24 protein-coding genes are annotated in these 24,470 nt (G+C 48.2%); all 24 read left to right on the plus strand.

Annotated features, from left to right (window positions below; genetic code table 11):
* Nucleotides 1-11 precede the first annotated feature (11 nt).
* The 24 genes from AR333_RS07490 (at nt 12) to infB (ending at nt 24,466) form a co-directional block, all read left to right on the plus strand.
* Nucleotides 12-473 carry a chemotaxis protein CheW gene (locus AR333_RS07490; protein WP_068774646.1) on the plus strand — a complete coding sequence of 154 codons (462 nt, stop codon included), beginning with the start codon at nt 12-14 and terminating at the stop codon, nt 471-473.
* A 4-nt stretch (nt 474-477) separates the two neighbouring features.
* Nucleotides 478-1,098 (plus strand): chemotaxis protein CheC, encoded by a 621-nt coding sequence (locus AR333_RS07495; protein ID WP_068774647.1) that lies wholly within the window; start codon nt 478-480, stop codon nt 1,096-1,098.
* Nucleotides 1,095-1,589, plus strand: coding sequence for a chemotaxis protein CheD (locus AR333_RS07500; RefSeq protein WP_068774648.1), 495 nt, complete (start codon nt 1,095-1,097; stop codon nt 1,587-1,589). Before AR333_RS07495 ends, AR333_RS07500 begins: the two co-directional genes overlap by 4 nt.
* A gap of 2 nt (nt 1,590-1,591) precedes the next feature.
* Nucleotides 1,592-2,005, plus strand: a complete 414-nt coding sequence (locus tag AR333_RS07505; RefSeq protein ID WP_068774649.1) for a hypothetical protein — start codon at nt 1,592-1,594, stop codon at nt 2,003-2,005.
* Nucleotides 2,006-2,019: 14 nt separating this feature from the next.
* Nucleotides 2,020-2,802: a FliA/WhiG family RNA polymerase sigma factor gene (locus AR333_RS07510; protein WP_068774650.1), complete on the plus strand. Its 783-nt coding sequence runs from the start codon at nt 2,020-2,022 to the stop codon at nt 2,800-2,802.
* Between the two features lie 27 nt (nt 2,803-2,829).
* The gene (locus AR333_RS07515; protein WP_068774651.1) at nt 2,830-4,242 is read left to right on the plus strand and encodes a DUF342 domain-containing protein; all 1,413 of its coding nucleotides are present in this window, start codon (nt 2,830-2,832) and stop codon (nt 4,240-4,242) included.
* 44 nt (nt 4,243-4,286) lie between these two features.
* Nucleotides 4,287-4,607: a hypothetical protein gene (locus tag AR333_RS07520; protein WP_068774652.1), complete on the plus strand. Its 321-nt coding sequence runs from the start codon at nt 4,287-4,289 to the stop codon at nt 4,605-4,607.
* Between the two features lie 46 nt (nt 4,608-4,653).
* The gene (locus AR333_RS07525; RefSeq protein WP_068774653.1) at nt 4,654-5,301 is read left to right on the plus strand and encodes a hypothetical protein; all 648 of its coding nucleotides are present in this window, start codon (nt 4,654-4,656) and stop codon (nt 5,299-5,301) included.
* Nucleotides 5,288-5,797, plus strand: coding sequence for a hypothetical protein (locus AR333_RS07530; RefSeq protein WP_068774654.1), 510 nt, complete (start codon nt 5,288-5,290; stop codon nt 5,795-5,797). Before AR333_RS07525 ends, AR333_RS07530 begins: the two co-directional genes overlap by 14 nt.
* A 311-nt stretch (nt 5,798-6,108) precedes the next feature.
* The gene (rpsB, locus tag AR333_RS07535; RefSeq protein WP_068774655.1) at nt 6,109-6,807 is read left to right on the plus strand and encodes a 30S ribosomal protein S2; all 699 of its coding nucleotides are present in this window, start codon (nt 6,109-6,111) and stop codon (nt 6,805-6,807) included.
* A gap of 103 nt (nt 6,808-6,910) precedes the next feature.
* Nucleotides 6,911-7,567 carry a translation elongation factor Ts gene (gene tsf, locus AR333_RS07540; protein ID WP_068774656.1) on the plus strand — a complete coding sequence of 219 codons (657 nt, stop codon included), beginning with the start codon at nt 6,911-6,913 and terminating at the stop codon, nt 7,565-7,567.
* Between the two features lie 114 nt (nt 7,568-7,681).
* Nucleotides 7,682-8,407 carry a UMP kinase gene (pyrH, locus tag AR333_RS07545; RefSeq protein WP_068774657.1) on the plus strand — a complete coding sequence of 242 codons (726 nt, stop codon included), beginning with the start codon at nt 7,682-7,684 and terminating at the stop codon, nt 8,405-8,407.
* A 3-nt stretch (nt 8,408-8,410) separates the two neighbouring features.
* Nucleotides 8,411-8,965: a ribosome recycling factor gene (gene frr / locus AR333_RS07550; RefSeq protein WP_068774658.1), complete on the plus strand. Its 555-nt coding sequence runs from the start codon at nt 8,411-8,413 to the stop codon at nt 8,963-8,965.
* Nucleotides 8,966-9,027: 62 nt separating this feature from the next.
* Entirely contained in the window at nt 9,028-9,798 is a 771-nt protein-coding gene (locus AR333_RS07555) for an isoprenyl transferase (protein ID WP_068774659.1), read from the plus strand.
* Nucleotides 9,799-9,822: 24 nt separating this feature from the next.
* Nucleotides 9,823-10,620 carry a phosphatidate cytidylyltransferase gene (locus AR333_RS07560; RefSeq protein WP_068774660.1) on the plus strand — a complete coding sequence of 266 codons (798 nt, stop codon included), beginning with the start codon at nt 9,823-9,825 and terminating at the stop codon, nt 10,618-10,620.
* A 55-nt stretch (nt 10,621-10,675) separates the two neighbouring features.
* Nucleotides 10,676-11,821: a 1-deoxy-D-xylulose-5-phosphate reductoisomerase gene (locus AR333_RS07565; RefSeq protein WP_068774661.1), complete on the plus strand. Its 1,146-nt coding sequence runs from the start codon at nt 10,676-10,678 to the stop codon at nt 11,819-11,821.
* 201 nt (nt 11,822-12,022) lie between these two features.
* On the plus strand, nt 12,023-13,273 hold the full coding sequence (rseP, locus tag AR333_RS07570; protein WP_068774662.1) for an RIP metalloprotease RseP: 1,251 nt from the start codon (nt 12,023-12,025) through the stop codon (nt 13,271-13,273).
* A 111-nt stretch (nt 13,274-13,384) separates the two neighbouring features.
* Complete coding sequence (gene proS, locus AR333_RS07575) at nt 13,385-14,833, plus strand: proline--tRNA ligase (RefSeq protein ID WP_068774663.1); 1,449 nt, start codon at nt 13,385-13,387, stop codon at nt 14,831-14,833.
* 128 nt (nt 14,834-14,961) lie between these two features.
* On the plus strand, nt 14,962-19,263 hold the full coding sequence (locus tag AR333_RS07580; protein WP_156430844.1) for a PolC-type DNA polymerase III: 4,302 nt from the start codon (nt 14,962-14,964) through the stop codon (nt 19,261-19,263).
* A gap of 198 nt (nt 19,264-19,461) precedes the next feature.
* The gene (rimP, locus tag AR333_RS07585) at nt 19,462-19,920 is read left to right on the plus strand and encodes a ribosome maturation factor RimP (RefSeq protein ID WP_068774664.1); all 459 of its coding nucleotides are present in this window, start codon (nt 19,462-19,464) and stop codon (nt 19,918-19,920) included.
* 48 nt (nt 19,921-19,968) lie between these two features.
* Entirely contained in the window at nt 19,969-21,066 is a 1,098-nt protein-coding gene (gene nusA / locus AR333_RS07590) for a transcription termination factor NusA (protein ID WP_068774665.1), read from the plus strand.
* Between the two features lie 26 nt (nt 21,067-21,092).
* Nucleotides 21,093-21,407, plus strand: coding sequence for a YlxR family protein (locus tag AR333_RS07595; protein ID WP_068774666.1), 315 nt, complete (start codon nt 21,093-21,095; stop codon nt 21,405-21,407).
* Complete coding sequence (locus AR333_RS07600) at nt 21,394-21,696, plus strand: YlxQ family RNA-binding protein (RefSeq protein ID WP_068774667.1); 303 nt, start codon at nt 21,394-21,396, stop codon at nt 21,694-21,696. Before AR333_RS07595 ends, AR333_RS07600 begins: the two co-directional genes overlap by 14 nt.
* 16 nt (nt 21,697-21,712) lie before the next feature.
* Entirely contained in the window at nt 21,713-24,466 is a 2,754-nt protein-coding gene (gene infB / locus AR333_RS07605) for a translation initiation factor IF-2 (protein ID WP_068774668.1), read from the plus strand.
* Nucleotides 24,467-24,470 lie beyond the last annotated feature (4 nt).

Here is a 24,470-nt window from a genome sequence, read left to right on the forward strand (position 1 = left end):
AGGCAATACCAATGGCTGAAGACAAGAAAATTATTGTGTTTGCACTGGCCCATGAAGAATACGGCGTAGAAGTAGATAAGGTCAAAACAATTGAGCGGATGCAGCCGATGACACGCGTCCCCAAAACACCTGTTTTTGTTAAAGGAGTTATTAATTTGCGAGGTGTGGTGGTGCCGATTATCGACCTTCGTTCACGCTTTGGCCTTCCGGAATCTTCTTATACCGAGAACACGAGAATTATTATCGTAGCCGTCAATGATATAGAAGTAGGACTTGTTGTAGACTCAGCGAACGATGTTATCGACCTTAATGAAGACAACATTGAGAATCCTCCAGAGGTAGTTGGAGGTATTAAAGCGAAGTATCTGCACGGGATAGCCAAAATCAGTGATGAACGTCTGCTGGTTCTAATGAATCTTAATGAAGTACTGAATAAAGACGAAATCATTCAACTCGAAAAAATCGAGGCTTGATCGAGTGGATACCATAAAGGGACTAGCAGATTATCAATTGGATGTACTGAAAGAAATCGGCAATATCGGTGCCGGCCATGCGGCTACTGCTCTCTCTACTCTATTGGACAAGCCGGTGGATATGCTTGTTCCAAAAGTGGTGGTGCTGCCTTTCGAAGAAATTCCTGAAATTGTCGGCGGTGCCGAGGAAGTCGTGCTTGCCATCTTTCTTCGGGTGGTCGGAGAAGCGCCCGGCAATATGTTTTTTATTCTGAATCTCGAATCGGCAAGGAATATGCTGTCCAAGCTGATCGGAATGGATTTATCGGATAACGGTGATTACAGCGAAATGGAGCTATCTGCTCTGAACGAAATCGGCAACATTTTAGCGGGTTCCTACTTATCATCCTTGGCCGATTTCACCCGTTTAACGATGTATCCGACGGTTCCGGCATTAGCCATTGATATGGCAGGCGCTATTCTCAGCTATGGGCTCCTGCAGTTTGGTGAGATGGGGGACCAGGCTCTTTTAATCGACACGAAATTTCTGGAAGGCTCCGAGGAAGTTCAAGGACATTTCTTTCTTATTCCGGATCCGGAGTCATTCGGGAAATTATTTGCGGCACTAGGGGTAGAAAGCCTATGATTCAACAAACGATCATTAAAGTCGGTATGGCGGATTTAAATGTAGGCACACATGAAGGCGTCCTAAAAACGACCGGACTGGGCTCCTGCGTTGGTCTCACACTCTTTGACGGTGCTGCTAAGATCGGAGGGATGGCTCATGTCATGCTTCCGACATCGGACATCGCCCGTGAAGGCTCACTCAACATTGCGAAGTATGCGAATACCGCCATTCCGGAATTGATCGAACGGATGACCCTGCTCGGCGCCTCGATCACACGCATGGAAGCTAAACTGGCAGGAGGGGCGCAAATGTTCGCATTTGCGGGCGGCAGCGATACGATGAGAATTGGGCCGCGTAATGTGGAATCTTGCAAAGCAGTGCTGGTCCGGTACCATATCGGAATTAAAGGTGAAGACACAGGCGGCAACTACGGAAGAACGATCGAATTAAACTGCGACACCGGAGCTCTTACGATCCGCAGTGTCCTGCAGGGAATAAAGGAATTGTAGCCATGGCAGGTAATCTTCGTTGGAATTTTATTGTTGGTGCAGCCTCGTTTATTTTTACTTTTATTCTTTCCTTCTCTGATAACGTATGGCAGACGACTATGCTTCGGAGTTTCTATAGTTTCGTTATCCTTTTTATACTAACTTTTGTTTTTCGCTTCATTATAAATCTTGTTTCCGCGATAGGGGCCGCACCTGCAGCTGACCCCGCTGAACAATCTGGCGAACCGCTGGAAGATAACAAAGTAGGACAGCATCTGGACCTGTCTACTCCGGATGAAGCCGCTATCCCCACAACTGACGCGACAGCTAGAGAAGAAGACGGATTTGCACCGCTGGCGCCGCCTAAACTCGTTACCCGGAAGCAGCCTGATACGGAGCAGTCAGTTAGAGCCCTGAGACAAATGTCTGAAGAATAGGACGGTGAACTGCCATGATTGAAAAAAAACCGAATCTGGCCCATTTTGAAACTTGGAGGCAGTGGAAACAAGCGGGTTCAAAAGATGCCAAGCAGATTCTGATCGAAACGTACCTGCCCCTAGTTGAATATGTATCAGGGCGGTTGGCCATAGGCCTCCCAAAGAACGTTTCCAAGGAAGACTTGGGCAGCTTTGGAATCATGGGTCTCATCGATGCGGTTGAGAAGTTTGATTACGAACGCGGTCTTCAATTCGAAACGTATGCTTCGTGGAGAATTCGCGGCGCAATCATTGACGGATTAAGACAAGGAGACTGGGTTCCCCGTTCTGTTCGAGAGAAGGCCAAGAAGATTGAAGAAGCGTATCAGAAATTAGAGCAAAAATATTTGCGGAGCGTGTCGGATTCCGAAATTAGCGATTACCTGCAAGTGACGGAAGACGAATTTCAACATATGCTGCAGGAAATTGCGGTAACTTCCATTACATCCATTGATGAGCCTATCCGGGAAGAAGAGTCGGAGACACGGTTATCTCTTCTGGTAGATGAACGTGCCAAAAATCCCGAATTCACAGTCAATGAATTTTACCTGAAAGAAACATTATCACGTGCAATAGAACGTTTGACGGAAAAAGAACGCATTGTGGTTTCCCTGTTTTACTTTGAAGAGCTGTCCCTTAGTGAGATTGCAGAGGTTATGAGTTTATCCCCCTCTAGAATATCTCAGCTGCATTCCAAAGCCATGCTTCGTTTGAGAGGTGCTTTAAGTCGTTATAAAGTTCAACTTTTTGAAAAATAATCGATGTCGGAAAGGTTGTCGATTTTGATGGATCGGATTTTGGAATTAGATCAGGTAATTAACATATCCGTCTCCGATGACAAGTTAACTTCTCTGCTTAAATTTTCGGACGTTCGGGAAGATTTTCATGTAACACCAGATGAACTGCACGGTTTGGCACGCGCGAATAGTATTGTCCACGGTCTCGACAGTGAGATTTTGCTTCGTATCGCGGTTAATCCGGAAGCGTATTTGCTGAGTGAAACGGTTATTGCACGGGGGACGCCTCCTGTCCAGGGCAAGGACGGTTACATCGCCTATCATTTTGAGACGAATAATAATACGGGCAAGCCGTTGGAAACGGAAGATGGCCGTGTTGATTTTAAAGAAGTATCTACCTTAAACAACGTCAAAAAAGGCCAACTGATCGGTAAAAAGATTCCTCCGACCCCCGGAACGCCGGGCAGAGCCGTTACCGGTGAAGAGATCCCAACGCGTTCGGGTAAAGAAGCACGTTTTAAACTCGGCAAAAATGTCGTCACGGATGCCGAAGAAACGGCCATTTATGCTGCGATAGACGGTTTGGTTACTTATACCGACCGGAATAAGGTTAACGTCTTCCCTGTATATGAAGTCAATGGGGATGTGGATTACCGGACAGGTAACATTGATTTCGTCGGAACAGTGGTTATCCGCGGGAATGTAAGCCCGGGCTTCAAAATCAAAGCATCCGGCGATATCCGGATTATCGGTGGCGTGGAAGCTGCAGAACTTGAGGCTAGCGGCTCTATTGATATTACAGCGGGCATAGTCGGCCGCAATAAAGCTTTAATCCGTGCAGGCAAGAATGTGAAAACTTCATTTATACAAGATGCCATTGTGGAAGCGGGGGAAATAATTGCGGTTTCGCAAAGTATCATGCATTCTACAATCCGCGCAGGAAAAGTCATTTCGTGTAACGGACCTAAGGGGTTAATTGTAGGAGGTACGGTTCAGGCAGGTGAAAAAGTCATAGCTCGTACAGTAGGCAATTCGCTGTCCAATACCACCATTATTGAAGTCGGCGTACTGCCCGAACTGCGCAATGAACTGATTCAGCTTCGTTCCCAGCTCATGGAGCTCACAGAGAACCGTTCAAAAACGGACAAGGCTCTTATTTTACTGGATCAGTTGGCTGCATCCGGCCAGCTGTCACCTGACAAAGTAGCGCTGCGAATTAAGCTGAATCACACTAAAAAACAGGCGAACGAAGAGCATAAAGAGTTAAGAGAACGGATTTACGAGATTGAAAAGTCTTTGGAGGATAGCGACCGTGCCAGAGTCGAAGTGATTTCGACTATCTATGGCGGTGCCAAAATCGTCATTGGCCGCTATACCAAATTCATAAAAGATCCAATGAACCGCGTGGTGTTCCATTTTACGGCGGGGGATATCGGTTTTGGGACTTACACGCCCAGATAACACATTAGATTCAATTCCTGCAGCAGCTAGGGAGGAAACCTCATATGGATATGAAAGCCATCGATCTGCAGTTTGCTATACATAAAAACGATGAGGCCGGAATCCGCCAGCAGATGTTGAACCATAAACCAGAGATGGATCAGGCACTGCTTGGGGCTGAAGCCGAAAAGAAGGCGGAACGCAGCCGCAGATCAAGCGAGCGGATATCGGATACAGACGAAGTACATGTGAGAAAAGAGGGGCACCAGAATAATGGCAGCGGTCATAACGGCAATAAATCGGCAAAAGAAAGACAAGCAGAGGAAGCGAAGCCTGTGAAAGCCGTACATCCGTATAAAGGCTCCCATATCGATTATAGTTTGTAAGTTGCAGGTACAAAGGTTTTGAAGTGGAAAGTGCAGGTGAATATACATGGCACCGTGGATGATGATTGCGCTCTTAGGATTGGTCATTGTTGTATTTGCCGGGCTGATCCCGAGGTCCCAGCGCAAGCATGGCGAATCCGGAGGCTCTAAAGAGCTTGTCCGTGAAATGGAAGAAACGATGGATAGTTTTGCTTCTGACTTGGAAGAACAGAATAACGCACTGATTGAGTTATTTAAAGATACAAAACAGGAATATCAGATTGAAGTGGCGAAACTGCATGCTAGACTTGAGGTGCTGGAGCAGCAGCGAAGAGAAGCGTTCGTGCCCGTACCCGCGGCAGATCATCTGTCTCTGTCTCAAGCACCAACCAGCCAGAAGCAATCCGCCGTCCTTACATCCGCTGCCGGTATTAAGACGCCGGTTGATACGAGGCATGAGGATTCAAAGCCGCACAGCTTACACCAGCCCCGGTCTGCTGAGCCAATTATGGCTACGGCTGCTGCATCAGAGGATGGTATAGTAAATCCGGATCCTATTGCATCGGTCCGCTTGAGATATGCAGAACTTCTGGAGATGTACAGCAAAGGGAGATCGACCGAGCAAATCGCCAAGCAGTTTCGCATGAACAAAGGTGAGGTTATGCTTATCCTGCAGCTTGCCAGACAGGAGGACCCTACCCGTGAAACTAAATAGAACATTACTACTGGGCATTGGGATCGGTATGATGGCAGGGGCAAGCCTTCTGCAATTAATGGTATCCGCCGGGCAGACTGCTCAACCTCTGACTACAAGCACGACGGTTTCTGTTGAAGGAATGGATTTAAATAAACTCAAGACAGAGACAGGCAATTATTACCAAGTTTTCGACAAGAGCCAGGTGCTCTATACGAAAGAACAGTTTGACCAAGAACTGCAGAAACAACTCCAACTGGAGAAAGACAAGTTGGCAGCGGTACCGCCGGCACCTCCGCCGCCTCAAGTTACGGCGATTTATATTGCGCCTGGAATGCAGTCCAGCAATGTTGCGAAGATTGTCAGCATAAGCGGTCTTGTCCAGGATCAAGCCGGTTTTGAACAAGCGATGGCTGCCAAAAAGGCGACAGGGAAGATTAAATCCGGTGTCCACAAATTCGTAGGGACTCCGACTCTTGATGAACTTATTCAAAATCTTATTACCAAGCCTGAATAATGCAAAGACTCAGCCGGCCGGCTCGGGTCTTTTTGCGTTAATAAGGCAGCTTACGAGAGCAGTATTGCTCTTGAAAGTACATGTCCGGAAGTACATACGAATTAGCTGAAAATACTGGTGGAACTTGTCTCCAAAGGTTGTTGCATCCTCTATAGGAGTTGTGGTATAGTTATTGACGGTGTTAAAAACACACGATGGTTAATTCGTATAACGGTGCTTGTCCGGGCCTTGCGCACGGCGAGTTTTATACGGAGATGCGGCTGTCGGAGGAGCATTACACTAAAACCATTTTATTGAGGAGGTGTGTGAGGATGGCAGTAATTTCCATGAAGCAGCTTTTAGAAGCTGGGGTACACTTCGGTCACCAGACCCGTCGTTGGAACCCGAAAATGGACAAATACATCTTCACTGAAAGAAACGGCATTTACATTATCGACCTACAAAAAACGGTCAAAAAGGTTGAGGAAGCTTACAACTTCGTTAAATCGGTCTCAGCTGAGAACGGTACGATCATGTTCGTAGGTACTAAGAAACAAGCTCAAGATTCCGTTAAAGAAGAAGCGGAACGTTGTGGCATGTTCTACATCAACCAACGTTGGCTCGGCGGAACGCTGACTAACTTCCAAACGATCCAAAAGCGTATCAACCGTCTGAAAGAGCTTGAGAAGATGGAAGCGGATGGCACGTTCGAACTTCTTCCTAAGAAAGAAGTTATCATTCTGAACAAAGAAAAAGATCGCCTCGATAAGTTCCTCGGCGGCATCAAAGGCATGAAAGGTCTGCCTAGCGCTTTGTTCATCATTGATCCTCGTAAAGAACGTATCGCTGTTGCTGAAGCTCGCAAACTTGGTATTCCAATCGTAGGTATCGTAGATACTAACTGTGATCCGGATGAAATCGATTATGTGATTCCGGGTAACGACGACGCGATTCGCGCAGTGAAACTGCTCACCGGTAAAATGGCTGATGCTGTGATCGAAGCGAACCAAGGCGAACAAACAACCGCTTAATCGACATAAAAACGAACGTAACAGGAAAAGGGTGGTCTGAAGGCGCTTGAGCCTATCACCGCCCTTTTTTTAAAATACTTAGATAATTAGGGAGGCCCCTATAATGGCAGTTACAGCAGCTATGGTAAAAGAATTGCGTGAAAAAACAGGCGCCGGTATGCTAGATTGCAAAAAAGCGCTGGATGAAGCAAACGGTGACTTGACGAAAGCTAGCGAACTTCTTCGTGAGAAAGGCCTTGCAGCAGCAGCAAACAAAGCGGGCCGTATCGCAACTGAAGGCGTGGTTGAATCTTACATTCATGCAGGCGGCCGTATCGGCGTTCTTGTAGAAGTAAACTGTGAGACCGATTTCGTTGCTAAAACCGATAACTTCAAAGATTTCGTAAGAGGCATTGCGATGCAGATCGCTGCAGCTAATCCTTCTTACGTTCGCCGCGAAGAAGTGCCGACTGAAGCGCTTGACAAGGAGAAAGAAATTCTTCGCGCTCAAGCTCTGAACGAAGGCAAACCGGCTCATATCGTAGACAAAATGGTAGAAGGCCGTATCAGCAAATATTATGAAGAAGTTTGTCTGATGGAACAATCTTACATCAAAGACCCGGACAAAACAGTATCCGTTCTGCTCAACGAAATGATCAGCACGATCGGAGAGAATATCTCCATTCGCCGTTTCGCACGTTTTGAGCTCGGAGAAGGTCTTGAGAAGAAAGTGGACAACTTCGTTGAAGAAGTAATGGCACAAGCTAAAGGCAATGCCTAATACCGGTTGACAAGGGCGGGAACACGTAGTGTTCCTTCTTTTTTAGACAAGAATAAGTAAACGGTTATAATAAAGATAGAAGTACGTTGATTTGTTAGAACGGAGGGTACCAAGTTGGAGCGACCTTTGTATAAACGAGTAATCTTGAAACTGAGCGGTGAGGCCCTTGCAGGCCAGCAAGGATTCGGGATCGAATCGGACATCATTTCTTCTATTGCCCTGCAGGTAAAAGACGTAGTGGACCTCGGCGTAGAAGTTGCGATCGTCGTAGGCGGGGGCAACATCTGGCGTGGAATCGCCGGAAGTGCCAAGGGCATAGACCGGGCTACGGCCGACTATATGGGCATGCTGGCTACAGTAATGAACTCGCTGGCTATGCAGGACGCGCTTGAGAACATCGGCGTGCCAACCCGTGTGCAAAGCTCCATCTCTATGCAGCAGGTAGCGGAGCCTTATATCCGGAGAAGAGCGATTCGTCATTTGGAGAAGGGCCGTGTCGTTATTTTTGCTGCTGGTACGGGTAACCCTTACTTTTCCACAGATACGACGGCGGCTCTAAGAGCTGCTGAAATTGAAGCGGAAGTTATCTTGATGGCCAAGAATAAAGTGGATGGTGTTTATTCAGCGGATCCTTTCAAGGATGCGACTGCAGAGAAGTATGAAACCCTCACCTACATGGAGGTTCTTAACAAGAATCTCGGCGTGATGGATTCCACTGCTTCCTCGCTTTGTATGGACAACAATATCCCGCTTATCGTATTTTCGATTACAGAGAACGGCAATATTAAACGTGTTGTCCTCGGCGAAAAAATCGGTACCATTGTCAAAGGGAGTGTATAATACATGCCGCAATCGATTAAAAAAAATGCAGAAGAGCGGATGGGCAAAGCAATTGATGCGTTGAAACGCGATTTTGCTACTTTGCGCGCCGGACGTGCAACACCTGCTTTGCTCGATAAAATACAAGTTGAGTATTACGGTGCGATGACCCCGGTTAATCAGTTGGCGAATATCTCTACACCTGATACTCGTACGCTGATTATCCAACCTTGGGATAAGGGCTCCATGTCGGCGATTGAGAAGGCCATTATGAAATCCGAGCTTGGATTGACGCCGGCTAACGATGGCACGATCATCCGTCTTGTGATTCCTGCGCTGACTGAAGAGCGTCGCGCCGAATTGGTCAAACTGACCCGCAAATACGGCGAAGAAGCTAAAGTTGCCATTCGCAACATCCGCCGTGATGCTAACGACGACATCAAGAAAGAGGAGAAGAACGGTATCTCCGAGGATGAATCCCGTCGGCATCAGGATGACATTCAGAAGTTTACTGATAAGTATACGGCTGAAGTCGAGAAAGTTCTTGCAGTAAAAGAAAAAGAAATTATGGAAGTGTAACAACTGTCGTCGCCCCCTGAAATACCGGGGGCTTTTCATCTTTCCAAAGTGGGGGAAAAGAGATGTTCAATCAACTGAAAAAATGGCTTGGTAACGAGTCTGCACAGGACGAGAAGTCTCCCCATTTGGAGTTGGACAACGTTCCGTCTCATATTGCGATTATTATGGACGGAAACGGACGGTGGGCGAATCAGCGGGGACTTCCGCGTGTGGCCGGGCATCATTCCGGGATGAAGAATGTGAAGAAAATAACGATTGCAGCGGACAGTATCGGTGTCAAAGTACTGACGCTGTATGCTTTTTCTACCGAGAATTGGAAGCGTCCCAAAGAAGAAGTTGAGTTCCTAATGAAACTTCCCCAGGAATTTTTTCCGCTTGAAATCCAGGAACTCGTGGAGCGGAATGTGAGGATTCGAATGACAGGCTGGAAAGAAGGCCTGCCGGAGTACACACTTAAAGCAATTGAGGATGCAATTGAGCGTACGAAGAACAACACCGGATTGGTGTTGAATTTTGCACTTAACTACGGGGGCCGCAAAGAGGTTCTTGCCGGTGTGCAGGAAGCCATGCAGGATGCCTTACAAGGAACTCTTCGTCCCGAAGAGTTAACGGAAGACAAATTTTCTGCCTATATGCTTACTTCCGAGCTGCCTGATCCTGATCTGTTGATCCGGACGAGCGGAGAACTCAGGCTGAGCAACTTTTTGCTCTGGCAGCTTGCCTACTCCGAATTATGGTTCACGGATGCTTATTGGCCGGAGTTTTCAGAGGAGCATTTTTTCCGGGCCGTTGCCGAATACCAACGAAGGGCAAGACGATACGGAGGCTTATAAGCATCGGTTTGGAGGAATGAAACTTTGAAGCAGCGTATCTTGACAGGCGCTATTGCAGGAGCTGGTTTTTTGGGGCTGCTTGCTGCCGGTGGCAATTGGTTTGCCGCTCTTATTTTACTTATGGCTGTAATTGGCTATGATGAATTTGTACGTATGAATAACTTGAAACAGCACCGGATTACTTGGCTGCTGGGGATGGCTGCGCTGGTACTTCTCACTTTGCCGTGGGAAACGCATCGGTTTACTTATGAACTGAATGAAATCGGCCTGATATGGGGTGCAGCATTTGTGCTGTTGTCTGCAACCGTATTTTCTAAGAATAAGATTACCATAGATATGATATCTCTTCTTTTCTTAGGCGTTGTGTACATAGGTGTAGGTTTTCACTATATGATCATGACTCGCTGGATTGAAGATCACGGACTTTTTTGGACCATGCTCATTTTCGTCTGTATATGGGCTACGGATTCCGGGGCTTATTTTATCGGTTCAAAATTCGGGAAAAGACTGTTATGGCCGGTAATCAGCCCTAAAAAGTCTGTTGAAGGTGCTCTGGGAGGCGTTCTGGTCGCCATTGTCGTAGCTTTATGCTTCTCGCTTTATCGTCCGGATCTGCTTGATCCTGCCAGAGCTGTACTTTTGGGCGTAGTGGTAGCCGTGTCGGGACAGTTAGGGGACTTAATGCAGTCGGCATATAAGAGGGTAAAAGGTATCAAAGATACGGGTACAATTCTTCCGGGACATGGCGGAATTCTAGACCGTGTGGACAGCTGGCTTATCGTCTTCCCGCTCGTTCACTGGCTAGCGCTTATACCTTATTAAATCCATGTTCATACTCGATGGTCCGATAAATCTATACAGATAGACGGGGTAACGCATGAATAAACGAATAGCAGTACTAGGTTCCACCGGCTCAATCGGTACTCAAACACTGGATGTCATTGCGCACCATCCTGAATTATTTTCGCTTGAGGCAATTGCGGGCGGACATAATGTGGAGTTATTGGCGGAGCAGATCCGGCAGTTTCGTCCAAAGCTGGCTTCCGTTGCAACACGTGACCTTGCCGACAAGCTTAAGACTCTCGTTCCGGCAGGTACGCGTGTCGTATACGGCGACGAAGGATTGATCGAAGTTGCTTCAGCGAACGATGCCGACTTCGTTGTCACGGCGGTGGTCGGCAATCAAGGACTACGGCCGACTCTTTCTGCTATCGAGGCAGGCAAGCATATAGGATTGGCCAATAAAGAGCCCTTGGTAAGTGCAGGCCATCTTGTTACTGCGGCTGCGCGGCGTATGGGCACAAGCCTGCTGCCGGTTGACAGCGAGCACTCTGCCATTTTCCAGTGTTTGAATGGAGAGCGGCGTGACGAGATCAAGAAAATTACAATTACGGCATCGGGCGGCTCCTTCCGGGACCGGACAAGAGAACAGCTTGAAGGAGTTACCGTAGAGCAGGCTCTTAATCATCCGAATTGGTCGATGGGGGCCAAAATTACGATTGATTCCGCTACCATGGTTAACAAAGGGCTCGAAGTCATAGAAGCCCACTGGCTTTTCGACATGCCTTACGATCAGATACATGTACTGCTGCATCCCGAGAGCATAATCCATTCCTATGTGGAATTCAAAGACAGCAGTATTATTGCGCAGCTGGGGAATCCGGACATGCGCGTTCCGATCCAATATGCTTTGTCTTATCCGAACCGGTTGTCATCACCGGCCAAACCGCTAGATCTGGCTGAAATCGCCTCTTTGCATTTCAGACCTATGGATTATGTCCGTTTTCCTTGCCTGCGGATGGCCTTTGAGTGCGGCCGTCTGGGAGGAACAGCGCCGACGGTGTTTAATGCAGCGAATGAAGTTGCTGTGGCTCGTTTTTTGCGGGGCGAAATTACGTTTCTACAGATTGAATCGGTAATTGAGGAATGCCTGAATCGTCATTCCGTACAGCCGAATCCGCAAATCGGAGACATCCTGGAAGCGGACAGGTGGGCAAGAGAAGCGGCTGCGGCGATAAGCTGATCTACAGCAACCGTGAAACCGACCGGCCCGGAAAAGTTTCCGGCCGGCCGGTTTTTTTTAGTCTAGCGGCTCCATGCATCTGCGTATACTGTCATAGGCGATCAGCTTGTATTAGCCTGCTCAATAATGGTACATTAAAAGCATACGCAAGCAGAAACGAATCAGCTTTCATGAGAAAGCATTTTGAGGAGGCAGATACGGTTGGGAAGTATTGAGACGGGACTGAAAATTGTCCTCATGTTCTTCGTCCTCGTCACGATTCACGAGTGGGGGCATTTTTATTTTGCGAAACGGGCCGGAATTTTGGTGCGTGAATTCGCTATCGGGTTCGGACCAAAATTGTTTTCATATAAAAAAGGTGAAACCCGCTATACACTGAGATTGCTGCCTTTTGGCGGCTATGTGAGAATGGCCGGAGAAGATCCCGAGATTGTACAAATTCAGCAAGGCCAGACGATCGCTGTCAAACTAACTCCGGATAACCGGGTATCCAAAATTTATTTGGATCAGCTTGAACAACGCGGAGGCGTTGTGCAGGGAGCAGTGGAAAGTATTGATCTGGAGAAAGAGTTATATGTAAGACTGGAAGTCGGAGACGAGAAGGTGCGTTATCCGATCCAGCCAGCAGCCATCATGGTTGCAAGAGGCGCCGAGACACAAATCGCCCCTTATGACCGCCAATTCGGCAGTAAAACCGTTGGCCAAAGATTCCTGGCTATCCTCATGGGACCTGTCATGAACTTCCTGCTTGCAGCGGTTTTATTCTTAGGTCTGGTCATTATGCAGGGGATCCCCACGAACGTTAAAGTGGATAAGCTCGAGCCGGGTCGCCCTTCGGAGCAGGCCGGACTTGCTGCAGGCGATGTGATCAAGTCCGTGAACCAGCAGGCTATCGGGGATGACCGCGAGAAATTTATGCAGCTGGTAGGCGCATCCGCTAATCAGAAGATGAGCTGGATTATTGAACGTGGCGGTAAAGACAAGGAAATTACGATTACTCCCGATCAGACGGGTAAAGTCGGTGTCTACATCACGGGGGATACCCGCACCGCAACTTTCAGCGAGACAATTACCGGTACTTACGATATTATATCGACTTCCACGATAGGAATTCTGGACGGGTTCAAGAAGCTGGTGCTGGGTCAATTCAAAATGGATGACCTCGGAGGACCTGTACGCATTGTTCAAGTAACGGGTGAATTTGCCAGCCATGGTCTTGAATCTTACATTTATTGGGTTGCCTTACTTAGCTTATATCTGGGTCTGTTCAACCTGCTGCCGTTCCCGGCTCTGGACGGAAGCCGCCTTGTTTTTCTGGCAATCGAGGGAATTCGAGGGAAACCGGTTGACCCGAGCAGGGAGAGCATGGTACATTTTATCGGATTTGCAATGCTGATGCTTCTGATGGTTGCCGTAACCTATAACGATATTTTACGTTTAATAAAAGGCTGATCTGTATTATCATAGTAAGTTGTAACCATCTTGTTGAAACGATGCCTGTCCAGCGGCGGTATTTGCTTCGCATTTCACGCGATACCGCCTGGACTTCGTAGGAGGATCCGTATGTCAAAAGAGAAACAGTTTGTGCGCGAAATTACACCGCAGGGTGAGGACTTCTCGCAATGGTATATTGATGTCATAAAAAAAGCCGATCTGATGAGTTATTCCCCCGTTCGCGGATGTATCGTTTTTAAGCCGGACGGCTATGAAATTTGGGAGAACATTCAACGTGAGCTTGACGCTCGATTCAAAGAAACCGGCCATCGTAATGCTTATTTCCCTCTTTTTATTCCAGAAAGCTTTTTCCAGAAAGAAAAAGAGCACGTGGAGGGCTTCAATCCTGAGCTGCCGTGGGTAACCGAAGCGGGCGGCGAGAAGCTCGAGGAGCGTCTGGCTATCCGTCCGACTTCCGAAACGATGATCGGGCACATGTATGCGGAATGGATTAACTCCTACCGCGACCTACCGCTCCTTATCAACCAATGGGCGAACGTAGTCCGCTGGGAGAAGCGTACGCTTCCGTTCCTCCGTACAAGCGAGTTCTTGTGGCAGGAAGGACACACAGCGCATGAGGATGAGGAAGATGCACGCCGTGAAACGATGCAAATGCTGGACATTTATCGTGATTTCGCCGAGAACTTCCTGGCCATGCCTGTCATTATGGGTCAGAAGACACCTTCAGAGAAATTCGCAGGCGCAGTAGACACATTCTCCATCGAAGCGATGATGAAAGACGGCAAAGCGGTTCAAGCCGGAACATCCCATTACCTTGGTACGAATTTCGCGGTTGCATTTGACATTAAATTCCTGAATCGTGAGAACCAGCACCAGTTTGTACACACGACTTCATGGGGAGTAAGCACCCGTCTTATCGGCGCTACCATTATGGTGCACGGTGATGATCGCGGTCTGGCACTGCCGCCTAAAGTAGCTCCTACGCAAGTGATTATGATCCCGATCGGACCGCCTAAGACTCGCGAACAAGTGGTGGCAAGAACAGATGAATTGTTCGCTGAGCTCAAAGGAGTCGGTGTACGGGTACGCGTTGACGATCGTCCGGATCAGAGCCCTGGCTGGAAATTCAATGAATACGAAATGCGCGGCGTACCTATTCGTGTAGAACTGGGACCTCGTGACATGGAGAAAGGACAAGTTGTACTTGTTTCGCGTATTTCTGGCGAAAAGAAAGTTGTCCTTCAAGAAAACTTCGTTGAAGAAGTTAAGCAGCTGTTGGAGCAGATCCATCAAGATATGTTCAACCGTGCGAAGCAGCACCTGGATGATCATATGTTCGCTGTAGATACGCTGGATGAGTTTAAGCAAGAGCTGGAAGTGAAGCGCGGATTCGCGCTTGCCGGCTGGTGCGGATCGGCAGCTTGTGAAGCCCAGGTTAAGGAAGAAGCGGGTGCAACGAGCCGCAACATTCCGTTTGCTCCTGAACAGACGAAGCAAACATGCCTGGTCTGCGGAGAAGCAGCCAAACACACCGTAGTATTTGGTAAATCTTACTAATTTTAATTTGTATGATTAAGTTTTTTTAGAACTTGAATGAAGGGCAAACGAGATACTCTCTTTTGCCCTTTTCTTTTTCCGGGCTTGTGCTTAGCAGCTTTCACTCGGAAAGCTTGGAGGAGGATATTATGAGTCATACACCAGACCAGAGACAGCGGTTTGAGCTTTTGATGAAGCAGGCTGATATTTCTGTCGATATGGCTTCGACATATTTTGCCGACGGCTATATCGATAAGGTCGAAATCAGCCGAAAAAACCGGGAGTGGAAGTTTCACTTGGTGAAACAAGATTTTGTGCCTCAGGATGTTTATCGTTCATTCTGCCGTCATATACAGGAAAAATTTGCACACATAGCCAAAACCCGCTTCGTGCTGCATATGGAGCAAGCCGATCCGGCAAAATTGGTGGAGGAGTACTGGAGTCTCTTTCTTGAATGGGTTCAGCGTGAAGCGGTAACGGTAAACGGCTGGCTCAGCAAGGCCCAGATTGAAGTCAGCGGCAATCAGTTAACTCTTATCCTTCTTGATCAAATTGGTTTTGAACTGGCCAAAAAGAAAAACATGGACGCATGGGTAAAGTCCTTCTTCATGGATTATTTCAAAACGGAGTTTACGGTTAAGTATGCCGTGAGTGAGAAGAATGGGGAAGAATTTGAACGTTTCGCTAAAAAAATCGTAGAAGAAGAAAAGCAGGTTACCCAAGAAATCATGCAGTCCATCGAGCAGGAGATGACTTCCGCGATACCGGATGCCGACGTACGCTTAATGGTCGGCTATGATATTAAGGATGTGCCGGTCCCGATACAGAACGTTGTAGAAGAAGAGAAGAAAGTGACGATTCAAGGGACGGTATTCGGTCTGGAAGTTAAAGAACTCCGGAACGGCAGCACACTTTACTCTTTCAATGTAACGGACTACACCGACTCAATCATGCTGAAATGTTTCGGCAAAACAAAAGAGGATGTCCGTATATTGAATCTGCTGTCTAACGGAACCTGGATTAGGGCAAGAGGGCGGGTTGAGTATGACCGCTTTATGATGGTGCCCGAGCTGGTAATGATTCCTTCTGACATCAATGAGGTACTGGCGCCTAAAGGACGCATGGATGATGCGGAAGAGAAGCGGGTTGAATTTCATTTACACACTTCTATGAGCACGATGGACGGAATCACTCCCATCGATCAATATATTAAAACAGCTGCCAAATGGGGACACAAAGCTATCGCCGTAACCGATCACAGCGGGGTGCAGTGTTTTCCCGATGCTAATAAAGCAGGCAAGAAACACGGAGTCAAGGTGATTTACGGAGTAGAAGCCAACGTGGTGAACGATTCCGTTCCGATCGTCTTGAATCCGATAGATGCTGATTTGAAAACGGCGACTTATGTAGTTTTTGATATTGAGACCACGGGCCTTTCTGTCATGAATAACAAAATCATCGAAATCGCAGGCGTTAAAATGCAGGAAGGTAAGGAAATTGCGCGTTTTGCCACTTTCATCAACCCGCACGAAAAGATTCCTTATCACATCCAGCAGTTGACGAATATTTCGGATGATATGGTCGTGAATGCACCGGAGCTAGAAGATGAGCTTCCTAAATTCATTGAATTCATTGAGGATGCCGTTCTTGTTGCGCACAATGCCAGGTTTGATATCGGGTTCATTCAAGCGAATCTGAAAAAACTCGGCCATCCGGAACTGACCAACGCCGTTGTGGATACTTTGGAGATGGCGCGTCTTCTTTTTCCATCCATGAAGAATCACCGGCTGAATACCTTATCCGATAAATTTAAAGTTTCCCTGGAGAATCATCACCGCGCGATCGATGACTCCATTGCACTCGGCCACGTCCTTTATCATTTGATTAATGAAGGTTATGAACGTCAAATCACCAATGTAATGCGGCTGAACGATCACGTCGGTAAGGACCTCTCCAATCAAAGGCCGTTTCACTGCTGTATCTACGCCACGAATGCGGTTGGCAAGAAGAATTTGTTCAAGCTTATCTCGCTTTCCCATACGGAATATTTCAATAAAGTAGCCCGTATTCCCAAAAGCAAGCTCGTCGAGCTTCGTGAGGGACTGCTCATAGCATCGGGCTGCGAGAAAGGTGAATTTTTCGAAACGGTACTGAACAAATCAGAAGAAGAAGCGGAAACGGTAGCGGAATTCTATGACGTTCTCGAAATCCAGCCGGTCAGCTACAACATGCATCTGGTGGACAAGGGGCTTGTGGGCAGCCGTGCCGATCTGGAAGATGCGGTTAAGCGTGTAGTTGCCATAGGTGCGAAGCAGGGCAAGCCTGTTATTGCTACAGGCAATGTTCACTACCTGGAGCCCCGTGAGAAAATGTCGCGTGACATTACGATTAACGGGATTACGGGCTTTAGTCCTCTTAAGGATATGAAAAAGCCGGATGCCCACTTCCGTACGACCCGGGAAATGCTGGAGGAATTCAAATTTCTGGGAGAGATCAAGGCGAAGGAAGTTGTAGTAACGAATACCAATGAACTGGCAGAACGGTTTGAGGAGATCGAATTATTTCCGAGCAAACTCTTTACGCCGATCATTGAAGGGGCGGACGAGGAGATCAGGAATACTTGTTATGCAACGGCCCGCAGCATTTATGGAGAAGAATTGCCGGAAGTTGTGGTAGCCCGGTTGGAGAAGGAACTCGTTCCTATCATCAAATACGGCTTCTCCGCCAACTATCTGATTTCAGAAAGACTTGTTAAAAAATCTAACGAAGACGGCTATCTTGTCGGCTCGCGGGGATCGGTAGGTTCCTCTGTCGTCGCGACTTTCCTCGGTATTTCGGAAGTAAATCCGCTGCCGCCCCATTATATTTGCGGAAGCTGCAAGCATAGCGAATGGATCATGGACGGAAGTATCCCGAGCGGCTTCGATTTGCCGGATAAAATCTGTCCGGGCTGCGGCCACAAGCTCAAAGGGGAAGGCCAGGACATTCCGTTCGAAACGTTCCTCGGCTTCAAGGGGGACAAAGTTCCGGATATTGACTTGAACTTTTCAGGTGAATATCAGCCTGTTGCCCATAACTACACCAAAGAACTGTTCGGTGAGAAGAGTGTATTCCGTGCGGGAACGATCGGTACGATTGCGGAGAAAACGGCTTTCGGTTATGTAAAGAAGTATGAAGAAAGCCAAGGCCAGAAATGGCGGAATGCGGAGATCGTCAGGCTGGCATCCGGTTGTACGGGTGTGAAGCGGAGTACGGGCCAGCACCCGGGGGGAATTGTCGTCGTTCCGGATTATATGGAAGTGGATGATATTACGCCTGTCCAGTTTCCGGCGGATGACAAAACCTCGGAATGGAAAACGACTCACTTTGACTATCATGCTTTTGATGCGAACTTGCTTAAGCTGGATATTCTTGGACACGATGATCCGACTATGATGCGGATGCTTCAGGATTTGACGGGTGTTGATCCGACGACCATTCCGATGAATGACACGAAGGTAATGAGTATCTTCCACTCCACGGACGCCATTGAGGTCACACCGGACAAGATCCGCACCCCTGTCGCGACCTACGGAGTTCCTGAGATGGGGACGAAATTCGTTCGTCAAATGCTGCATGAAACAAACCCGACCAGTTTTGCCGATTTACTTCAGATTTCGGGGCTTTCTCATGGTACGGGAGTCTGGCTGGGGAATGCTCAGGAACTCATCCGCAAAGGAATTTGCAACATTAAGACGGTTATCGGCTGCCGGGATGATATTATGCTGTTTCTCATCTATAAAGCGGGTATGGATGCCGGTCTTGCCTTTAAAATTACGGAGAGTGTACGTAAGGGTAAAGGGCTGACGGATGAGTGGAAACAGGATATGAAGAAGCATAATGTTCCGGACTGGTACATTGAATCCTGTGAGCGGATCGAGTATATGTTCCCCAAAGCCCATGCCGCTGCGTATGTTATTTCAGCTGTTAGAACGGCGTATTTCAAAGTCTATTATCCAATCGCGTACTATGCGACTTATTTTACGGTCCGGGCAGAAGATTTTGATCTGGAACTTCTCTGTCAAGGCTATGATGCGATCATGAAAAAACTGATTGAGATCGAGGACAAGGGCTTCCAGGCACTTCCGAAAGAGAAAGCGATGGTCTCCATTCTGGAGATGGCTCTTGAGATGACGGCGAGAGGTTTCAGCTTCAAACCGATCGATTTGTATCGTTCAGAGGCGACGAAGTTTATTATTGATGGAGATTCTCTCATTCCTCCATTCTCGGCCGTCCCTGGTATTGGTGAAAATGCTGCGCGTAATATTGCCGCTTCCAAGGAAAACGGCGACTTCCTTTCGATAGAAGATTTCCAGACGAAGTCCAAAGCTTCTAAGACCGTCGTTGAACTGCTCAGCAGCATGGGTTGTTTCCGTGGGCTGCCCGAATCTAACCAGCTTTCGCTGTTTTAATTGGTCTTGAAGCCTTTTACGGCAGGGTCCTATCATTTTCTTGCTATTGTCAAGGTTTACATGGTTATGGTATAATTTTTCTTGGCAATAATGAGGATATCGACTGTGAACCGGAGAGTGGGGCGACCCACTCTTTACATTTTGCTTAGACTTTTTGGCAGGTTTACCGGGAAGGTCATACAGGAGGGTAGAGAGAAAATGAATTCACCAATTAAAACCGTCATAGAAGATATGCTCCAGGATTACTTAAACGAGCAAGGCTTTGAGCTGGTTGACATCGAATATGTCAAAGAGGGAAGCAACTGGTTTCTTCGTGTATTCGTAGATAAAGAAGGCGGCATCGACATAGATGATTGCGGTCGTATCAGCGAATATCTCAGCTCAAGACTTGACGACAACGATCCGATATCGACGGCTTATTTCCTGGAAGTCTCTTCACCGGGAGCCGAGAGGCCGCTTAAAAAACCGGAAGATATTAAGAAGGCTGTTGGCAAACATGTGTTTATCACTACATACGAGCCAATTGACAATAGCAAGGAATTCGAAGGCGAGCTTCTGTCGTTCGACGATGAAGAACTAGTCGTGCAGACCGGCAAAACACGAAGCGCGATCCCATACGGCAAAGTGGCCAGCGCGAGGCTTGCCATCGTATTCTGATGCGATTTATCGCGTCTGCGAAGCATTGAAAGGGGGAACTGGGTTCAAATGAACATGGATTTTATCGAAGCGTTGGCGGAGATCGAAAGAGAGAAAGGGATTTCTAAGGAACTTCTCATTGATGCGATTGAAGCCGCGATGATTTCCAGCTATAAACGAAATTTTAACACGGCGCAGAACGTACGCGTTGATATTAACAGACAAACAGGCGTCATCCGCGTCTATGCTCGTAAAACCGTCGTGGAGGATGTACTTGATGCGAGGCTGGAAATTTCGCTTCATGCTGCACGTGAAATAAATCAGAATTATGTACTAGATGATATCGTAGAGATTGAAGTGACACCGCGTGATTTTGGACGTATTGCTGCGCAAACCGCTAAACAAGTGGTTACACAACGCATACGTGAAGCGGAACGTGGACTTATTTACAATGCTTTTATTGAAAAAGAAGAAGATATTGTAACAGGGATCGTCCAGCGTCAAGATCAGCGTCATTATTACATCGATCTTGGTAAAGTGGAAGCGGTTCTTCCGCTTACAGAAGTTATGCCAAACGAGAAGTTCAAACAAGGGGAACGGGTTAAGGCGTATATCACGAAAGTGGAAAATACGACCAAAGGCCCTCAAATTATTCTTTCGCGTACACACCCTGGATTATTGAAGCGGCTATTCGAACTCGAGGTTCCTGAAATCTATGAGGGTGTCGTTGAAATTAAATCCGTCGCACGCGAAGCGGGCTTCCGCTCCAAGATTGCCGTTCATTCGCGCAATGACGAAGTGGATCCGGTAGGTTCCTGTGTAGGTCCTAAAGGTCTTCGTGTGCAGACGATCGTTGGTGAATTGCGCGGAGAGAAAATCGATATCGTACGTTGGATGGAAAGCGTGGAAGAGTATGTTGCTAATGCGCTAAGCCCTTCCAAAGTCTTGGAAGTCAACGTGTTCGAGAACGAGAAAATGGCACGCGTGATCGTTCCTGACTATCAGCTTTCCCTCGCTATCGGGATTAAAGGCCAGAATGCACGTCTGGCAGCCAAACTGACAGGCTGGAAAATCGATATTAAGAGCGAAGCTCAGGCGGAGCAGGAATACGGCCGTCCGAGAACGCAAGTCGAGGAAATGCATCAAGATTCCGTCAGCATTGACTGACGCCGGCGGGGCGAGGTGAAGATGACGTGAAAACGCGGAAAATCCCTATGCGCAAATGCGTGGCCTGCCAAGAAATGATGCCCAAGAAAGAATTGATTCGTGTTGTCCGTACGCCGGAAGGCGAAACACAGATCGACTTGAAAGGCAAAAAATCCGGCAGAGGTGCTTATTTGTGCGGTAAAGTGGCTTGCTTTAAGCTTGCCAAGAAATCCAAGGCGCTGGACCGCGCGCTTAAACAGCCCGTAGGCGCCCCCATTTACGACCAGCTTGAGCAGGATTTTATCCAAGTGGAAGAAGAATTTCATGCAGGTAAAGATGGGATGGACGATGACGAATTCTAAATATTTTTCGAATTTAGGGCTGGCGATGAGAGCCGGCAAACTTGTTACCGGAGAAGAAACCGTTCTTAAAGCGATTCGATCGGGTAACGCCAAATTGGTTATCATAGCGGAAGACGCGGCTGATAATACGAACAAGAAGTTTCAGGACAAATGCCGTTCATACGACGTCCCTTTGCTGGTGCTAGGCAACCGCGAGGAACTTGGAGCCAGCATTGGCAAGGAAGCGCGAGTCACGATTGCCGTCGTTGACGCCGGCTTCGCAAAGATGCTGCAAAAGTATCGGGTTTAACGACCCGCGGAGGTGAATGGGTTTGACAAATAAACAAGATCCTAAGGACAAACTTCGGGTTTATGAATATGCCAAATCTTTAAATATGAGCAGCAAGGAAATTATAACGATCCTGAAGCGTTTGAATATCCCCGTAAACAACCACATGAGCGTCATGGAGAATAATGCTGTCAGCAGCGTTGAGAAATTTTTTCATGACATTAAAGCAAATGCGGCTGCAAAGCGGGCAGGATCAGATGGAGGTAACGTGAGTTCTACCAATTCAAACCAACCCAAACAAGATAAGACCAACCAGCCAGCACCCAAAGCAGAGGTGAGTGCTAAGCAACCTGCAGCACAAGCTGGGCAGGAGCAGCCGAAAAGAGAGGACACTCGTCCTCAAGGCTCTCAAGATAACCGTGCACCACGCACGGACAACAGACCAAGCGGTCAAAGCGGAGCGCCACGCAGCCAAGGTACCGGTCAGCGTCCTCAAGGCGGCGGACAACGCCCTCAAGGCAGCGGCCCGCGTCCGCAAGGACAAGGCAGTGGACAGCGTCCACAAGGCCAAGGCAGCGGCGGACAACGCCCGCAAGGCCAGAGCAGCGGACAGCGTCCACAAGGTCAAGGCGGCGCTCCGCGCAGTCAGGGAGCAGGCGGCGGACAACGTCCACAAGGCGGCGGTCAGGGCGGTTTTAACCGCGGACCTCAAAGCGGCGGCGGACAACGCCCTCAAGGCAGCGGCCAAGGCGGCGGTGTAAACCGCGGCGGCGCAAGCACTGCAGGCAGACCGGCCGGCCAGAGCGCAGGCCAGGGACAACGCAGAACCGATGGGCGTCCGGCGTTTGACTCGGCACGCAGCGGCCAGCGTCCTGGCGATAATAAGCCAGGCGCCCGCGATGACCGCAGCAAGAATTCGAGCCGTTATGATGACGGACGCGGCGGACGCGGCGGTCGCAGCGGCGGCAATAACCGCGGCGGACGTAATAACGGTCGCGGACGTGGTCAGGATCTCGTTAAGAAAGAGAAGATCGACAACACACCTAAGAAAATTATTGTTCGTGGCAATATGACAGTAGGCGAGCTCGCTAAATTGCTTCACAAAGACGTATCTGAAGTGATCAAGAAGCTTCTCTTCCTGGGAGTTATGGCGACCATTAATCAGGAGCTTGATCTGGATACGATTCAACTGGTAGCGACAGAATATGGTGTCGAAGTGGATCTGAAGATTCGCGTCGAAGACGACCGTTTTGAGCTTGAAGAAGAAAAGGACGACGAAGCGGATCTGAAAGAACGCCCGCCGGTCGTTACTATTATGGGTCACGTCGATCACGGTAAGACGACCCTGCTCGATGCTATCCGTCATACAAGCGTAACCGAAGGCGAAGCAGGCGGTATCACGCAGCATATCGGTGCCTACCAGGTTGAAGCCAGCGGTAAGAAAGTAACGTTCCTGGATACTCCGGGTCACGAAGCTTTCACAACGATGCGTGCACGCGGAGCCCAAGTTACAGACATTACCATCATTGTGGTTGCTGCTGACGACGGCGTTATGCCGCAAACCGTGGAAGCTATCTCCCATGCCAAAGCGGCAGGAGTTCCTATTATCGTAGCTGTGAACAAAATCGACAAACCGGAAGCGAATGTCGAGAAAATTAAGCAAGCACTCACTGAGTATGAGCTTGTACCGGAAGAGTGGGGCGGCGATACGATTTTCTGCGAAGTATCCGCGAAACAGCGTATCGGTCTTGAGAACCTGCTTGAAATGATTCTTCTCGTAGCGGAAGTGCAAGAATATAAAGCCAATCCGGATAAACGTGCAAGAGGTACGGTAATTGAAGCGGAGCTTGACAAAGGCCGCGGCCCGGTTGCACGTATTCTCGTTCAGCACGGCACGCTTAAAGTCGGCGACAGCTTTGTTGCAGGCGTATGCTTCGGCCGGATCCGTGCCATGGTAAGCGACAAAGGCAAGCGTCTTAAAGAAGCGGGTCCTTCCACTCCGGTAGAGATTACTGGTTTAACCGAAGTGCCGCAAGCCGGCGATCCGTTCCTCGTCTTCGAAGATGAGCGTAAAGCTCGTGATATTGCGGAGAAGCGTGCGATTACACTTCGTCAGTCCGAAATTACGGCTAATTCCCGCGTAACTCTGGACGATCTGTACAAGCATATCAAAGAAGGCGAGATCAAAGATCTCAATGTTATTATCAAAGCAGACGTACAGGGATCTCTTGAAGCTCTTAGAGGCTCCTTGGAGAAGATCGAAGTTGAAGGCGCGCGTGTGAAAATGATTCATACAGGCGTAGGTGCGATCACGGAGTCGGACATCATTCTGGCATCCGCTTCTAACGCGATCATTATCGGTTTCAACGTTCGCCCTGAACCAGCCGCTCAAGTTACGGCTGACCAGGAGAAAGTAGATATTCGTTTGCACCGGATTATTTATAACGTAATCGAAGAGATCGAGCAGGCCATGAAAGGTATACTTGATCCGATCTTTAAAGAAAATATTATCGGACATGCGGAAGTTCGCAACACGTTTAAAATTACAGGTGTAGGTACCATTGCAGGTTGTATGGTTACTTCCGGTAAAATTTCTCGTAACGCAGAAGTACGCTTGATCCGCAACAGCATTGTTATCCTTGAAGGCAAGGTTGATGCACTGAAACGGTTTAAGGACGATGTCAAAGAAGTAGCACAAGGCTACGAATGCGGTATTTCCCTTGAGAAGTTTAATGACATCAAAGAAGGGGACATTATTGAAGCCTTCGTCATGGAAACAGTAGAGAGGTGATCAG

Source organism: Paenibacillus sp. FJAT-26967, from assembly GCF_001541095.1.
Classification (GTDB): domain Bacteria; phylum Bacillota; class Bacilli; order Paenibacillales; family NBRC-103111; genus Paenibacillus_F.

What these genes read in the sequence shown, in the direction of transcription:
- AR333_RS07520 (WP_068774652.1), top strand. Translation starts at nt 4,287, where the DNA reads ATGGATATGAAAGCCATCGATCTGCAGTTTGCTATACATAAAAACGAT.
- rimP (WP_068774664.1), top strand. Translation starts at nt 19,462, where the DNA reads ATGAATTCACCAATTAAAACCGTCATAGAAGATATGCTCCAGGATTAC.
- nusA (WP_068774665.1), top strand. Translation starts at nt 19,969, where the DNA reads ATGAACATGGATTTTATCGAAGCGTTGGCGGAGATCGAAAGAGAGAAA.
- AR333_RS07490 (WP_068774646.1), top strand. Translation starts at nt 12, where the DNA reads ATGGCTGAAGACAAGAAAATTATTGTGTTTGCACTGGCCCATGAAGAA.
- AR333_RS07500 (WP_068774648.1), top strand. Translation starts at nt 1,095, where the DNA reads ATGATTCAACAAACGATCATTAAAGTCGGTATGGCGGATTTAAATGTA.
- AR333_RS07510 (WP_068774650.1), top strand. Translation starts at nt 2,020, where the DNA reads ATGATTGAAAAAAAACCGAATCTGGCCCATTTTGAAACTTGGAGGCAG.
- proS (WP_068774663.1), top strand. Translation starts at nt 13,385, where the DNA reads ATGTCAAAAGAGAAACAGTTTGTGCGCGAAATTACACCGCAGGGTGAG.
- frr (WP_068774658.1), top strand. Translation starts at nt 8,411, where the DNA reads ATGCCGCAATCGATTAAAAAAAATGCAGAAGAGCGGATGGGCAAAGCA.
- rpsB (WP_068774655.1), top strand. Translation starts at nt 6,109, where the DNA reads ATGGCAGTAATTTCCATGAAGCAGCTTTTAGAAGCTGGGGTACACTTC.
- infB (WP_068774668.1), top strand. Translation starts at nt 21,713, where the DNA reads ATGGGTTTGACAAATAAACAAGATCCTAAGGACAAACTTCGGGTTTAT.
- AR333_RS07525 (WP_068774653.1), top strand. Translation starts at nt 4,654, where the DNA reads ATGGCACCGTGGATGATGATTGCGCTCTTAGGATTGGTCATTGTTGTA.
- AR333_RS07600 (WP_068774667.1), top strand. Translation starts at nt 21,394, where the DNA reads ATGACGAATTCTAAATATTTTTCGAATTTAGGGCTGGCGATGAGAGCC.
- AR333_RS07565 (WP_068774661.1), top strand. Translation starts at nt 10,676, where the DNA reads ATGAATAAACGAATAGCAGTACTAGGTTCCACCGGCTCAATCGGTACT.
- tsf (WP_068774656.1), top strand. Translation starts at nt 6,911, where the DNA reads ATGGCAGTTACAGCAGCTATGGTAAAAGAATTGCGTGAAAAAACAGGC.
- AR333_RS07580 (WP_156430844.1), top strand. Translation starts at nt 14,962, where the DNA reads ATGAGTCATACACCAGACCAGAGACAGCGGTTTGAGCTTTTGATGAAG.
- AR333_RS07505 (WP_068774649.1), top strand. Translation starts at nt 1,592, where the DNA reads ATGGCAGGTAATCTTCGTTGGAATTTTATTGTTGGTGCAGCCTCGTTT.
- AR333_RS07515 (WP_068774651.1), top strand. Translation starts at nt 2,830, where the DNA reads ATGGATCGGATTTTGGAATTAGATCAGGTAATTAACATATCCGTCTCC.
- AR333_RS07555 (WP_068774659.1), top strand. Translation starts at nt 9,028, where the DNA reads ATGTTCAATCAACTGAAAAAATGGCTTGGTAACGAGTCTGCACAGGAC.